The sequence below is a fragment of the Halomonas sp. KAO genome (assembly GCF_015595025.1).
GTDB lineage: Bacteria > Pseudomonadota > Gammaproteobacteria > Pseudomonadales > Halomonadaceae > Halomonas.
The window spans coordinates 1-13,022 of the sequence record NZ_JADNRL010000011.1; the positions used below are offsets into that span (position 1 = coordinate 1).

Annotated in this window: 13 protein-coding genes and 1 CRISPR repeat array; of the genes, 5 read left to right on the forward strand and 8 right to left on the reverse strand. The window is 65.6% G+C overall.

The window, feature by feature from the left end; all coding sequences use genetic code 11:
• Window positions 1–10 precede the first annotated feature (10 nt).
• Window positions 11–381: a CRISPR direct-repeat array (repeat unit 33 nt; unit sequence GTCGCGGCCCGCACGGGTCGCGCGGATAGAAAC).
• A gap of 43 nt (window positions 382–424) precedes the next feature.
• A complete protein-coding gene (locus tag IOC61_RS05115; RefSeq protein ID WP_195687803.1) occupies window positions 425–754 on the reverse strand; it encodes an antibiotic biosynthesis monooxygenase family protein in 330 nt (109 codons plus the stop codon).
• A gap of 210 nt (window positions 755–964) precedes the next feature.
• Entirely contained in the window at window positions 965–2,512 is a 1,548-nt protein-coding gene (locus IOC61_RS05120) for an alkaline phosphatase D family protein (RefSeq protein WP_195687804.1), read from the reverse strand.
• 153 nt (window positions 2,513–2,665) lie between these two features.
• Between IOC61_RS05120 and IOC61_RS05125 the strand changes: the two genes are divergently transcribed.
• The 4 genes from IOC61_RS05125 to IOC61_RS05140 are packed head-to-tail and all read left to right on the forward strand — an operon-like array spanning window position 2,666 to window position 5,104.
• Window positions 2,666–2,818: a hypothetical protein gene (locus IOC61_RS05125; protein WP_195687805.1), complete on the forward strand. Its 153-nt coding sequence runs from the start codon at window positions 2,666–2,668 to the stop codon at window positions 2,816–2,818.
• Between the two features lie 59 nt (window positions 2,819–2,877).
• Window positions 2,878–3,351, forward strand: a complete 474-nt coding sequence (locus IOC61_RS05130; protein WP_195687806.1) for a molybdopterin-dependent oxidoreductase — start codon at window positions 2,878–2,880, stop codon at window positions 3,349–3,351.
• Entirely contained in the window at window positions 3,351–4,475 is a 1,125-nt protein-coding gene (locus IOC61_RS05135) for a sensor domain-containing diguanylate cyclase (RefSeq protein WP_195687807.1), read from the forward strand. Before IOC61_RS05130 ends, IOC61_RS05135 begins: the two co-directional genes overlap by 1 nt.
• Window positions 4,476–4,501: 26 nt before the next feature.
• Complete coding sequence (locus tag IOC61_RS05140; RefSeq protein ID WP_195687808.1) at window positions 4,502–5,104, forward strand: DUF4202 domain-containing protein; 603 nt, start codon at window positions 4,502–4,504, stop codon at window positions 5,102–5,104.
• Between the two features lie 104 nt (window positions 5,105–5,208).
• On the opposite strand, the gene IOC61_RS05145 is transcribed toward IOC61_RS05140, so the two are convergent.
• The 4 genes from IOC61_RS05145 to IOC61_RS05160 form a co-directional block, all read right to left on the reverse strand.
• A complete protein-coding gene (locus IOC61_RS05145) occupies window positions 5,209–5,583 on the reverse strand; it encodes a DUF6746 family protein (protein WP_195687809.1) in 375 nt (124 codons plus the stop codon).
• 180 nt (window positions 5,584–5,763) lie between these two features.
• Complete coding sequence (locus tag IOC61_RS05150) at window positions 5,764–6,816, reverse strand: C45 family autoproteolytic acyltransferase/hydolase (RefSeq protein WP_195687810.1); 1,053 nt, start codon at window positions 6,814–6,816, stop codon at window positions 5,764–5,766.
• An 82-nt stretch (window positions 6,817–6,898) separates the two neighbouring features.
• Window positions 6,899–8,155: a dicarboxylate/amino acid:cation symporter gene (locus IOC61_RS05155; protein WP_195687811.1), complete on the reverse strand. Its 1,257-nt coding sequence runs from the start codon at window positions 8,153–8,155 to the stop codon at window positions 6,899–6,901.
• Between the two features lie 245 nt (window positions 8,156–8,400).
• Window positions 8,401–9,189: a dienelactone hydrolase family protein gene (locus IOC61_RS05160; protein WP_195687812.1), complete on the reverse strand. Its 789-nt coding sequence runs from the start codon at window positions 9,187–9,189 to the stop codon at window positions 8,401–8,403.
• A gap of 226 nt (window positions 9,190–9,415) precedes the next feature.
• Between IOC61_RS05160 and IOC61_RS05165 the strand changes: the two genes are divergently transcribed.
• Window positions 9,416–10,636, forward strand: coding sequence for an ABC transporter substrate-binding protein (locus IOC61_RS05165; RefSeq protein WP_229332943.1), 1,221 nt, complete (start codon window positions 9,416–9,418; stop codon window positions 10,634–10,636).
• A 67-nt stretch (window positions 10,637–10,703) separates the two neighbouring features.
• Here IOC61_RS05165 and IOC61_RS05170 read toward each other — a convergent pair whose 3' ends face one another.
• Both IOC61_RS05170 and IOC61_RS05175 read right to left on the reverse strand, forming a co-directional pair.
• Complete coding sequence (locus IOC61_RS05170) at window positions 10,704–12,014, reverse strand: branched-chain amino acid ABC transporter permease (protein WP_195687813.1); 1,311 nt, start codon at window positions 12,012–12,014, stop codon at window positions 10,704–10,706.
• Window positions 12,011–13,015 carry a branched-chain amino acid ABC transporter permease gene (locus tag IOC61_RS05175; RefSeq protein WP_195687814.1) on the reverse strand — a complete coding sequence of 335 codons (1,005 nt, stop codon included), beginning with the start codon at window positions 13,013–13,015 and terminating at the stop codon, window positions 12,011–12,013. The genes IOC61_RS05170 and IOC61_RS05175 overlap by 4 nt, the downstream gene beginning before the upstream one ends.
• Window positions 13,016–13,022: the final 7 nt, after the last annotated feature.

Genomic DNA, 13,022 nt, shown 5'->3' on the forward strand with positions numbered 1-13,022 from the left:
GCGAACGTGTGTCGCGGCCCGCACGGGTCGCGCGGATAGAAACTATCACTTATGTCACGACTGGGATGGTGGACCCCACGTCGCGGCCCGCACGGGTCGCGCGGATAGAAACTTGTAGTGGGCCGGGTCTTCAATCTCCCCGCTATCGTCGCGGCCCGCACGGGTCGCGCGGATAGAAACGTCAGGCCCCCGACGACAAGGCGCGCTGGGCGAGTCGCGGCCCGCACGGGTCGCGCGGATAGAAACATTGATGGCTGAGTCGATAACTCGAGAAGGGGGTGTCGAGGCCCGCACGGGTCGCGCGGATAGAAACACGGCCACGCTGGAGCGATACATCAGCCAGCCGAAGTCGCGGCCCACACGGGTCGCGCGGATTGGAATCTGCGATCGGTTATTTCACAGCATTTCAGTGGAGCGTCATGGATTAATCATGATCCTGCTTTTGGCCCGACGGCATCACCACCCACTCTGGCTCCTCGAACTCGCCGATCACGTGGATCTCGCAGAAGGGTGCAGCGCTCTTGATGATCTCCTTCACCTTGGGCGCAGGCTGGGCCTCCATGACGTCGCGGCTGGCCTTGCTGTCCCAGTGGGCGATGGCGATCAGGGTCTTGGGGTCGTCGATCTTGCGATGCAGTTCGGTGCCCAGGGCGCCGGGGGCCTGCTGGATCAACTCGCTGGCGCGCACCCAGGCGTCGGCGTACTCCTCGGCGGTGTGACCGTCGCGGATCTTCACTTCGAAGAGGTACTTCACGGTGTCTCCTCCCATCGGGTGTCGTGTCGGCCTACCTTGAGGGACTCCAGTGCCGTTCGACCGGTTCACTGTTGTCACCCACTAGGCCTATTTCCGAGACCGGACAGTGTCGCATGGTATTCCCGCTTCGCTCAGCAACCCGGAGACACCGTCGCATTGAGCTCGCCACGGCTCGAGGCGGTGCCGTCGGCTTCAGAATGATCGATGTTTTCACGCCCGCTGGGGCGTCAGTGCCTGGGTATGCAGGGCATCCCCGGCCGCATCCATCAGGGTGACGGTGAGGACCTCGCTCTCGCCGTCGAGATCCACCTGGCCGAAGAACTGGTAACCGTCGGAGGGCGGCAGGTTGGACTGCCCCTCCGGTGGTGCCTTCTGGAACACCACCTCGGGGCCGAAGGTGCCATCCAGCTCGCCGGGCCCGAAGGTGCCGGCGTGGAGAGGACCGCTGACAAACTCCCAGAAGGGGGCGAACTCCTTGAAGCTGGCGCGTTCGGGTGAGTAGTGGTGGGCGGCGGTGTAGTGCACATCGGCGGTGAGCCACACCACGTTGTGAATGGCTTCATCGCGGATGGCGCGCAGCAGCTCGGCGATCTCCATCTCACGCCCCAGTGGCTCACCATGGTGATCGTTGGCGATGGCCTCGAAGTGCTCGCCGTCGCGCACGATCAGCCCGATCGGCATATCGGCGGCGATGATCTTCCAGGTGGCGGTGGAGCGGCGTAGGCCCTCGAGCAGCCAGCGCAGCTGATCCTGCCCCAGGAAGTTGGCTGCCTCACCCTCTGCCTGCCGATTGTGGCTGTTGGCCGCGCGGTAGGTGCGCATGTCGAGCATGAAGACCTCGAGGCTGGGGCCATAGGCGAAGCGTCGATGGATCCTGCCGGGCGACTCGGGCAGTTGGCGCAGCGGCATGTACTCGAAGAAGGCACGCCGGGCGCGAGCCGCCAGCAGGCTGGCGTTCTTCTCGGTGTAGCGGTCGTCGTCGAGGAGTTCGCCCGGGTACCAGTTGTTGGTGGTCTCGTGGTCGTCCCACTGGGCGAGCATGGGGACCTCGGCGTTGAACTGGCGAACGTTGGCGTCCATCAGGTTGTAGGCGTACTGGCCGCGGAACTCCTGCAGCGTTTCGGCCACCTTGAGCTTCTCCGGCGTGATCAGGTTGCGCCAGGTCTCGCCGTTGGCGAGCGTCACGCTCTCCTTGAGCGGGCCATCGGCGTAGATGGTGTCGCCGGAGTGGATAAAGAAGTCGGGACGCTGACGACGCATGGTGGCGTAGGTGGTCATGCCGCCGCGCGATTCGTCGATGCCCCAGCCCTGGCCGACGGTGTCGCCGGACCACACGAAGCGCACGTCGCGGGGGGTGGCGGGCGGTAGGCGCAGCCGGCCGCTGATCGGTTCACTGATGGCGCGATGATCGTCGAGGGCGGCGAAGCGTACACGGTAGTGAGCGGTCTCCATGCCGCCAAGCCCGGTGACGTCGAGCTTGGCGGTGAGGTCGGTGGCAGGCAGGACCTCGGGCCCCATCAATTGACGAGCGTGACGGAACTCGGGGTTGTCGGCGACTTCCACCAGCATGCGTGCGGGCCGGTCGGCGCGTGCCCAGAGCATGGCGCGGTCGCGGCGCATGTCGCCGCTCATCACCCCGTAGGGCAGTATCGGGCGGCGGCCCTGGGCCAGCACGATGGAGGGGGCGGCCAGGCAGGTACCGAGGGTGGTGCCTGCCTTGAGACCGAGCTTGAGGGCATCACGACGCGTGATGTTCATAAGGAGCTCCGAGGATGATGAAGGCTGCCACCGCATCATCCGTTGTGGTGATGACATCCTCTTGTCGGTGCTATGACATTTAGACTTCCTTGTTAAGTCATTGATGATTCCACGCCGGGCCGTCAGGGTAACGGCCTTTTGCGTGGAGGCATCATGCGCCGTTATCTGCTGGCCGGCACGGTACATGTCATCCATGGCGATAGCGCCGGCCACCAATGGCGGGCAATTGCTGGCATCGGCCGGGGGTGCCTGGCGGATATTCGCGCCAGCGGCTTGCTGTGTGCCCGGCAGGGGGCGGTAGGCTAATCTTGAATCTGGCGGTCAAGCTGCGCATAGTCGAAGCGATCAACATCGAGGAGCCCTCCGTGCCATCTTTACGTCGGTATCTTGTTCATGTGGCCTGGCTGTTGCTGATGGTGGGGGGAGTGGCCTGGGCTTCCCCGAGTGGGCTGGCGCTTTCCCAGGGCACCACGAAACGCATCCTGACGCTGGACGAGGTGGAGGCCGTCACCACGACCCGCATCGACATGCGTCATCCGGAAGGCTTCGAGGGGCGCTTTACCGGGGTCTGGCTGGATGACTTCCTGCGCAAACATGGCCTGGAGTCGGCGCCTCGGGTGCGCTTCGTTGCCCATGATGGCTACACCGTCTTCCTGAGCCCTGCCCAGCGTCACGAGAAGGCCTACCTGCTGGTGACCCGGCTCGATGGAGAGCCGCTTACCGTCAGGAGCCACGGGCCCTTCATGCTGGTGGTGCCTGAGGACGCCGAGGCCGTGATCGAAGGCAGCGAACCGATGACACGCTGGATCTGGGCCATTCGCGAGATCAACGTCAGGTGATGTCACGCCTGTGGGCAAGAGGCCTGCTGCTGGCTTATCTGCTGGTCGTGCTGCTGTGTCTCTCGACCTTCGGGGTCTACTACTCCGAGGCGAGGCGGCTGGTGGGTGCCAACTACACCGCGATGGTGACCGATCTGGTGCGTGCCCAGCATGACCCCGATCGGCTGCGGCTGATTCTGGAGAGCCTGCTCGACAGGCCCGACCCGCTCCATCTGGAGCAGCTGCGTGATCTGATATGGAGAATCCCGCTCAGGATACAGGGACTTGATAACCACCTGCGGCGCAGCGATCTGCCTCCCCGGGATTATCGGCCCTTCGTGAAGGAACTGGCGGATGTGGAAGGCCGCCTGTCGGAGCTGGAGCAGGTTATTGACCGAGTGGGCCGCGACAGTACCCTGACGCAGCAGGAGGCCCATCAGCTACGCGAGCTGGGACTGGATATCGAGGAGTCGCTGGCCTGGTCCTATAGCGAGCTGAATCAGCTGCTTCACGAGGCCTCTGCCGACCAGCGGCACTTCATGCAGCGCCTTACCCTGACTGGTGCCGTCCTGATGTGGATGCTGCTGGTGGCCATCGGGGGCGTGCTGTTGATGTTGTGGCGTTTGCAGGTGCAGAGCGAGGCGATGCAGCGCCTCAGCCTGACCGACCAGCTGACCGGGGTGGGTAATCGCCGCCGTCTGCTGCAGGAGGCGGAGGGGGCCTTCGCCCGCCGTGAACGCGGTGATGAGCCTCTCGCCTTGGTGCTGCTGGATCTGGATCATTTCAAGCGTTTCAACGACACCTATGGCCACCCCCTGGGCGATGAGGTCCTGGTGCGGTTTTCCCGGTTGTTGCAGGAGAGCGTGCGTCGCATGGATGTGGTGGCCCGCATGGGGGGCGAGGAGTTCGCCATTCTGATGCCCCACAGCGATCTCGATGCGGCCCATCGCCTCGCCAATCGCCTGCTGGAGGCGGTGGGACAGATGCCGATGCCTGGAGCGGTGGCAACCGGCGAGCTTAGCGTGAGTATCGGCATCGCCGAGGCGAGCGAGCAGGATGACTTCGACAGGCTCTATGCCCGCGCCGACCGTAGGCTCTACCGCGCCAAGGAGCTCGGCCGCGATCGCGTGGAGTGGGTGACCTAGCGAGTGTATCTTCAGGAGATCTGTGAATGACGGTGCCGTCTGTTAATGAAACCCCCTTCCAGCAGGTCATGGAGGCGCTCGATGCGCTGCACGCCCAGGACCCCCGCCACGTCACCGTGGAGGGCGAGAGCGTGCCCCGGGAGCTGTGGCATGCCGGGCGCATGAGTGCCTGGCTGGAGCGGTTGCACGAGCAACCCGATGAGCGCATGCGCCTGGCCGTGCGGGGGCAGCATCTGCAGCGCTGGGAGGTGCCGCGCAGCGACTATCCCGAGGGACGGGTGGGCTACCTGACCTGGCGTCGCGATCAGGGGCAGCGCGCCGGCGCTACCACCGCGGCGCTGATGCGCGAGGCGGGCTATGGCGAGGAGGATGCCGAGGCGGTGGCGCGGATGATTCGCAAGCAGGGTCTGGGACGAGAGGCGGGTGCCCAGGCGGTGGAGGACTGTGCCTGCCTGGTTTTCCTGGAGAACTACTTCGCCGACTTCGCCAGGCAGATCGACCATGACCATCTGATTCGTATCGTGCAGAAGACCTGGAAGAAGATGTCGCCGCGGGCCCACGAGCTGGCGCTTGACCTGCCGATGAGCAAGCAGGCGCGCGCCCTGGTGGAGGAAGCACTGGCGGACTGATCGCCCGGCGGCAGATCCGGCATAACGACGACGGCCGAGCCCACCGGGGCTCGGCCGTCGTGCGTTCGGGGCCGTGGGAGAGACCACGGTTGCCCGACATGGCGTTACTCGGTCAGGGTCTGGGCGGCCTCGAGATAGGCGGCACCATGGCTGCTGACGCGCTCGTGGTCGAGGGTCTCGGAACCCAGGTGTACCTCCTCGAGGTCCACGGCCATGGTCTCGAGCTCCTCGTCGATCTTCGCCAGGGCGTTCTCGAGGGTGTAGGTAAGCTCGTGGATGGTGCCCAGATCGCTATTGCTGAGCTCCTCCTGGGCCAGCAGCTCGGCCAGCCGGCGGTTGGTCTCGGTGAAGTTGGTAACCGCCTGCTCCAGGGTCTCGGCGCTTTCGCCCTCGAAGTGGTCGGCGCGCTCGTGGTCGTCGGCACTGGCGGTGCTACCCAGCAGGCCCAGGCACATGGCGGTGAACAGCAGTTTCTTCATGGGAACTCTCGCTGTTGATGAGAATCATTTACGGCGAGAACTCTACGCCTGCTCGCTTATAATGACAAGCGTTATCGTTTGCCTTTGAGTGTCGTTTGTTTCTCCCCGCCAATGACTTCTCTCGCCAATGACTTCTCTCGCCAATGACCTCTCTCACCGCTCCCTCGTGCGTCGATGACCTCAGTCGACGGGCAGCGTCAGGGTGAGGCCGTCCGTGCTCTCGCAAGGCTTGCCGTGGCGCAGGGTCAGGCGTCGCTCGGTGAGATTCATGACCACGCCGAACAGCGTCTCCATGCGCTCCTCGGCGGGCTGGTCGGGGTTGAAGTGGCGACAGATCGACAGCGGATGATTGTCGTGATCGGCGAGGACCTCGAACAGCCGTGCCTCGTCTACCGGGGCATCTTCCGCCAGGCCGCCCAGCAGCGTATTCAGGCGTTCCAGGCGGGGGCGCGAGTCGGGACGCGGGAAGTCCTCGACCCGGCAGGTCACGGCGGCGTCATAGAGATGGTTGGTGTGGGTGACCGCACCGTCTCGGGGGGAGAGCGCGCCGGGCTCGCCGGAGTGGACCTCCAGGCCCACCGCCTGGCCATCGGCGCTCGCCACCAGGAAGTGTGCCGGCGAGCAGACGCGGCTGTCGGTGGCCACCGCCCGGGCAGAGGCCAGGTCGGGGCTCTCGAGTATCTTGCGCAGCGCCACATGGATCGGCAGCCCCTCGCCGCAGGTGCGGGAGCGGATGGCGTTGAGGCAGACGCCGATGCCATGGGCATTCATGCCGATCTTGGCCGCCATGCCGGCCTCGCCGATGCTGACCAGCGGCGGGGCATCGTCGCCCTCGATATGCAGTGCCACCACATTGTCGAGCTGGTCGGCGCGCCAGTCCCAGTTCTGGGCCAGCCACTGTGTTCCAGCGCGTTCGAGGGCGAAGGCGGAACAGCCGCCACTGGCCTGGGTCAGCGAGATCTCGCTGCGACAGTTGAGAGTCAGGATATCGGCGAGCTCGAGCCCGGCGCCCTCGGCGATGCCGGCCATCTCCTCGAGAATGGCGGGAAAGCGCTGTTCGATCATGCCACCGAAGCGCTCGGCCTGGCGACGCGCTTGGGGCCAGTCGAGGCCGACGAAGTCCCCAAACAGGCGGTCGTAGACCTCGATGCTGGCGTGGATCAGTGGCGCATGGGCACGGCCGTGCCCCAGACCGATATCGCGGCGACTGCCGCTGAGGTGAGTTATCTGCATGGTGACCTCCGCACGCGGATGTGTCGGGTCACTCTAGCATGGGGAGGCGGGCGGGGCCGGCAGGGTGCCGGCCCCGGGTGAGTCAGCCCTTGCGCGGGGCGTTGTAGATGCTCTCGTCGAGCTCGCCTTCGCTCTTGCCGACCAGGGTGGTGACCATCAGGTCGCCGGCCACGTTCACGCTGGTGCGGGCCATGTCGAGGATGCGGTCGATGCCGGCGATAACGGCGATCGCCTCCAGCGGCAGGCCGATCTGGGCCATGACGATGGAGAGCATCACCAGGCCCGCGCCGGGCACACCGGCGGTGCCGATGGAGGCCAGGGTGCCGGTGACGATGATCATGCCGTAGTCCATCAGGCTGAGATCGACGCCGAGCAGCTGGGCGATAAAGACCGCGACCACGCCCTGGTAGATGGCGGTGCCGTCCATGTTGATGGTGGCACCGACCGGCAGCACGAAGCCGGAGACACCCTCCGAGACGCCGAGGTTCTTCTGGGCGCAGCGGATGGAGACCGGCAGGGTGCCCGACGACGAGGCGGAGGAGTAGGCCACGACCAGGGCGTCGAGAATGCCCTGCAGGTAGCGCAGCGGATTGAGCTTGCCGATCAGGGCGAGCATGCCGGAGTAGACCACCAGCACATGCAGAATGCTGGCCAGGTAGGCCACGCCGATCACCTTGGCCAGCGGCAGCAGCACCTCGAGGCCATAGCTGCCGGCCACATGGGCGATCAGGCCGAATACGCCGAACGGGGCGAAGGCCATGACGATGCCGGTGAGCTTGTACATCGCCTCGGCGAAGCTGTCGAAGACGCGTACTACCGGTTCACCCTTCTCGCCGATCAGGGTCAGGGAGATGCCCAGGCCGATCGCGAAGACGATGATCTGCAGGATATTGCCGCTGGCCAGGGCGCTGACGGGGTTCTGGGGCACCAGGCCGACGATGATCTCCACCAGGCTGGGGGCCTCCTTGGCCTCGGCACCGGCTTCGAAGCTCATCTCCAGGCCGACCCCCGGCTGGAAGATCCAGGAGGCCAGCAGGCCGATGCTGATGGCGAAGGCGGTGGTGATCAGGTAGAGGGCGATGGTGCGAGCCCCGATGCGCCCCATCTTCTGCGGGTCGCGCATGGCGGTGATACCGACCACCAGGGTCGAGAACACCAGGGGCACGATCAGCATCTTGATGGCGCTGATGAAGATATCGCCGATGGGCTTGAAGACGCTGGCGCTCTCGCCCATCAGGGCGCCGGCCAGCACACCGAGTACCAGGCCCGCCAGGATCTTCTGCCAGAGCGGCGTGCGCCGCCAGAAGTTGCCCCTGGGGCTATGCGGGGATTGGGTCATTGCATGACTCCTTGCTGGATAAATGCAGTTTTATGGTGAGCTTGTTGTGCGGGGCGGTGATTCTACAGAAAGAAGTTCTGTTGTTTCCGCTAAAACGATGCTTTGCACGTCAACGAGAGGCTGCCTGATGCAAGGCAGGCCATGCCGAGCGACGGTGCGTGACGCGCCAGGGAGTGAATATTCCAGGCTTAGCGGGCAGCAAAGTGCCGGGCCTGAGCCTGGAAATAGCGGGTCGCATAGCCTGATCAGGACGAGGGTGGCAGGGCCTGCGCAAGCAGCTCCTGAAAGGCGCGCCAGGAGCGCTCATCGGCGCGCTGTTGATAGGCGTCGCTACCGAAGACGGTGAAGGCGTGGGGAGCGCCGGAGTAGATCTCGATCTGGTAGGTGGCGCCGGAACTCTCGAGCTCATTGCCGAGGGTGGCGACATCCTCCAGAGAGATCATCGCATCGGCGCCGCCGTGGGCGATCAGGATGGGACCAGCCCCTTCGGGCCAGCTCTGGCCTTCGGGCGTGCTCAGGCCACCGTGGAAGCTGGCAAAGCCGTGCACGTCCTCGGCCTCGCTTGAGCGAGCCATCTCCAGCACCACCGCGCCACCGAAGCAGTAGCCCATGATCACCGCGCCATTGGCGGCGCCCTGGGCGCGGGCCTCGGCCAGACCGGCCAGGGTCAGGGTGCGCATGCGTTCGCGATCTTCATAGAGACGCGCCGTCTCGGCCTTCTTGGCCTCGACTTCCGCCGGACGATTGCCCTGGCCGTAGAGATCGACGGCGAAGGCGTCATAGCCCAGCTCGGCCAGCATGTCGGCGCGGCGGCGTTCGTAGTCATCCAGGCCGCCCCAATCATGGATGATCAGCACGCTGCCGCGGGCTTGGCCCTCGGCAAGGGAGAGATAGCCCGCGAAGGCTTCGCCGTCGACCCGGTAGGCGATCTCCTCGCCGGAGGGTTCGAAGGCCTGGACGCCGCCGGCGGTCATGGCCAGGGCCATGGTGGCAGGAAGCAGGGCCGCAGGAATTGGAGAGTGACGAATCATCATGGTAACTCCCGTTGGTGGGATTGCCTGACTCAGTACTGTCGACTCAGTACTGTTTGACTTCGTGTTGCCTGAGTCAGTATTGCCTGGCTCAGTATAGGTGCCACTTCGCCCCCCTGAGGGGCCGAGCGTTGGCAGGGTAGACTTGAGTTTTTTCCTTTGCCCTTCCAGATTTAAGGGGTGTGTCATCTCTGCAAACCATCCCTGAAAACCAAGCGAGACGAACAATATGAATAAGAGCCCGGTTCAGAAGAGTCTGGTAGCGATGGCGGTGGCGGCTTCCGCCCTGGCCATGGGGTCGGCCCAGGCCGAGGTGAAGGTTGGCTTCCTGGGCGGCTTCACCGGTCCGATCGAGACCCTCACTCCACCGGTCTACGATGCGGCGCAGCTGGCCATTCAGCATGTCAACGAGCAGGGTGGTGTGCTGGGCGGTGAGCAGATCTCCATGCCCAGCGGCGATACCACCTGCTCCGATGCCTCGGCGGCCTCCAACGCGGCCGACCGTCTGGTCAACAGCGAGCAGGTCACGGCCATCGTCGGTGCTTTGTGTACCGGTGCCACGATTGCCGCGGCCAACAACGCCGCCATCCCGGGCGGGGTGGTGATGGTCTCGCCGGCCTCCACCGCACCGGCGGTGACCGAGCTGGACGACAACGACCTGGTATTCCGTACGGTGCCCTCCGATGCCTTCCAGGGCGAGGCGCTGGCCAAGATGCTGCTGGAGAAGGGCATCGATGAGGTCGCGGTCACCTATGTGAACAACGACTACGGGCGCGGCCTGGCCGATGCCTTCGTGGCCACCTACGAGGCCGAGGGCGGCACGGTGGCCGAGAACCTGGCCCACGAGGACAACCGTGCCGACTACCGCTCCGAGCTGGGCACGCTCTCGGCCACCGGCGTACCCGACCTGGTGGTGCTGGCCTATGGCGATACCTCCGGACAGACCGTGGTACGTCAGGCCTACGAGAGCGGCATGTTCAACCGCTATATCGGCGCCGACGGCATGGTGATCTCGGGCCTGCTCGATGGCGTGGGCGAGGAGGTATTGAACGACAGCTTCATCGCCACGCGGCCGGGCAACCCGGATAGCCCGGGCACCGAGCGCTTCGTCGAGCTGGCCGAGGCGGGCGAGATTTCCCACGAGGCGGTGTTCGCCGGCCAGGGCTACGACGCCGCCTTCCTGCTGGCACTGGCCATCGAACAGAACGGCAGCGCCGAACGCGAGGGCCTCTCCGAGGCGCTGCGCAGCGTCTCCTCCGCCCCGGGCGAGGTGATCCTGCCCGGCGAGTGGGACAAGGCCCTGGAGCTGATCGCCGCCGGCGAGGAGATCAATTACGAGGGCGCCTCGGGCAGCCATGAGTTCGACGAGAAGGGCGACGTGCCGGGCATCGTCGAGGAGATGGCGGTCGAGGATGGTAAGTTCGTCAGCAAGGGCTTCCTGGACAAGTAAGCTCTGAGTGCTAGACCCGAAACACATAGGCCCCGGCGGTTTCACGTCGGGGCCTTCTTGTTCCAGCCTATCCGTGGTGCTTCACCTTCTCGGGCAGCAACCCCTTTGGGGCGAAGCGCAGCACCAGGGAGATCAGCAGGCCGATCACGAACACCCGGGCCTGCAGGGCGCGGCTGTCGAGGTTGGTAGTGGCCTCCCAGCCGAAGCTGCCCTCGCCCAGGGTGACCGCCAGGTCCAGCACCGCCAGCGCCAGGGGCTCCGACATCACCCAGATGATATAGACCGCGAAGGCGCCGAAGAGGGTGCCGAGGTTGTTGCCCGGGCCGCCGAGGATCACCATCACCAGTACCAGGAAGGTGTGGTTGAGGGGCAGGTAGCCCTGGGGGTCGAAGAGACCGTTGAAGCTGCCCAGGGCGGCGCCACCGATGCCCATCAGTATGCAGCCCAGCACGAAGATCTCCAGGCGCCGGTGGTTGATGTCCTTGCCCATGGCCGCGGCGGAGATCTCGTTGTCGCGGATGGCACGGATCATGCGTCCCCAGGGGGCGTGATAGGCGCGGGTGAGCAGGTAGAAGATCGCCACGATCATCACTGCGGTCACCGAGAAGTAGAGCGCCCGGGCCAGGGTAAAGCCCACCTCGGCGGGGCCCGGTACCGGCCAGGGCAGGGGCGAGACGGTGGCGGTGCCGCGGGTCAGCCAGTCGGCATTCTTGAGCACCGCCTTGATGATCTCGGCGATGCCCAGGGTGGCAATGGCCAGGTAGTCGCTGCGCAGCCCCAGGCAGACCTTGCCGATGAAGTAGCCCACCACCCCGGCCACCACCCCACCGACGATCCAGCCCAGCCAGGGGGGCAGTCCCAGGCCGCCGATATAGTCGTACTGCGACTCGATCTGCTCGGTGACCACGCCCAGGCGGGCCGAGACCAGCAGGTAGAAGAGCAGCGCCAGGACCACCGCCAGGCCGGTGCGCAGGCGCTTGGGGACGCCCAGGTGGTGAAGGCGGCTGGCGCCGACTACCACCAGTAAGCCCCCCAGGGCCATCAGTACCACCATGCCCAGCTCGCCGGCGAGGGGGCTGGCCCAGAACTCGCCGTTGACCGGCATGCTGAAGGCCATGGCGCAGTAGCCGCCGAGGGCCACGAAGCCCATCACGCCGGCATTGAACTGGCCGGCATAGCCCCACTGGATGGTCAGGCCCAGGGCCAGGATGGCGTAGCAGGCGGCCTCCACCAGCATGCGGGTGCTGTAGGCGGCGCCCATGGTGGCAAAGACCCCGAGGATGGCGGCCATCAGGAGGGCGAACAGCACCACCTCGCGCAGGGGGAAGCGCGACGGCGCGGCGACCAGGTCCTCTCGATGCGTTTGCTGTGTGCTCATATCACCTTACCCTTGAAGATGCCGGTGGGGCGCCACACCAGGATGGCGACGAGGATGAAGAAGGGCACCACGATCTTGTACTCGGAGCCGACGAAGGCCAGGTTGCCGGCGCCGGAGAGCCACTCCGGCAGGCTGTCGCGGAAGGGCCGCAGCAGCACGCCCCAGTTGAAGACCGCCAGTGTCTCGGCGAACCCCACCAGGAAGCCGCCGGCGATGGCGCCGTAGGGGTGGCCGACGCCACCGACGATGGCCGCGGCGAAGATCGGCAGCAGCAGGAAGAAGCTGAGGTCCGGCTTGAAGGTGACGTCGAGCGACAGCAGGGTGCCGGCGATGGCTGCCAGCCCCCCGACGATCACCCAGGTCACCGCCACGATCAGGTTGGTGTTGATGCCCGAGGCCCGTGCCAGGTCGGGGTTGTCGGACATCGCCCGCATCGCCTTGCCCAGCCGCGAGCGCGACAGGAAGAGATGCAGCCCCACCACGCAGATCACGGTCAGCACGAACAGGATGAGCTGTGGCTCGGTGACCACGATCGGCGCTCGGGCGCCCTCGAAGGGCAGCGCGAGCCGAAAGATCTCCTTGCGGTCGTCGACATAGAGGCTCTCGCCGCTGGTGCCGGCGAAGACCCGGATCAGCCCCTGCAGCATCAGGGTCACCCCCAGCGAGGCGATCACCATGACGATGGGCTTCACGCCGTGGGCGCGTAGCGGCTTGTAGAAGACCCGGTCGATGCCTACCGCCAGGCCGGCGGTCAGCAGCATGGCCAGCGGCAGCATCACCACGGCGGTGGGTAGCCCGACGGCGGCGCCGGCCTGGGGGAAGGCCAGGGTCAGCAGCAGCACCATGAAGGCGCCGAAGGTCATCATGTCGGCGTGGGCGAAGTGGGCGAAGCGCATGATGCTGAAGACCAGGGTCACCCCCACCGCACCGATGGCGTAGATCGAGCCGGTCACGCTGCCGGCGACGATTACGTTGTTGATAAAGAAGACGAGTTCATTCACGAGGCTG

Bases quoted from the DNA above. Each gene is read 5' to 3' on its own strand.
- IOC61_RS05140 (WP_195687808.1), top strand. From the start codon at position 4,502: ATGACGGTGCCGTCTGTTAATGAAACCCCCTTCCAGCAGGTCATGGAG.
- IOC61_RS05165 (WP_229332943.1), top strand. From the start codon at position 9,416: ATGAATAAGAGCCCGGTTCAGAAGAGTCTGGTAGCGATGGCGGTGGCG.
- IOC61_RS05150 (WP_195687810.1), bottom strand. From the start codon at position 6,816: ATGCAGATAACTCACCTCAGCGGCAGTCGCCGCGATATCGGTCTGGGG.
- IOC61_RS05125 (WP_195687805.1), top strand. From the start codon at position 2,666: ATGCGCCGTTATCTGCTGGCCGGCACGGTACATGTCATCCATGGCGAT.
- IOC61_RS05145 (WP_195687809.1), bottom strand. From the start codon at position 5,583: ATGAAGAAACTGCTGTTCACCGCCATGTGCCTGGGCCTGCTGGGTAGC.
- IOC61_RS05120 (WP_195687804.1), bottom strand. From the start codon at position 2,512: ATGAACATCACGCGTCGTGATGCCCTCAAGCTCGGTCTCAAGGCAGGC.
- IOC61_RS05160 (WP_195687812.1), bottom strand. From the start codon at position 9,189: ATGATGATTCGTCACTCTCCAATTCCTGCGGCCCTGCTTCCTGCCACC.
- IOC61_RS05135 (WP_195687807.1), top strand. From the start codon at position 3,351: ATGTCACGCCTGTGGGCAAGAGGCCTGCTGCTGGCTTATCTGCTGGTC.
- IOC61_RS05170 (WP_195687813.1), bottom strand. From the start codon at position 12,014: ATGAGCACACAGCAAACGCATCGAGAGGACCTGGTCGCCGCGCCGTCG.
- IOC61_RS05155 (WP_195687811.1), bottom strand. From the start codon at position 8,155: ATGACCCAATCCCCGCATAGCCCCAGGGGCAACTTCTGGCGGCGCACG.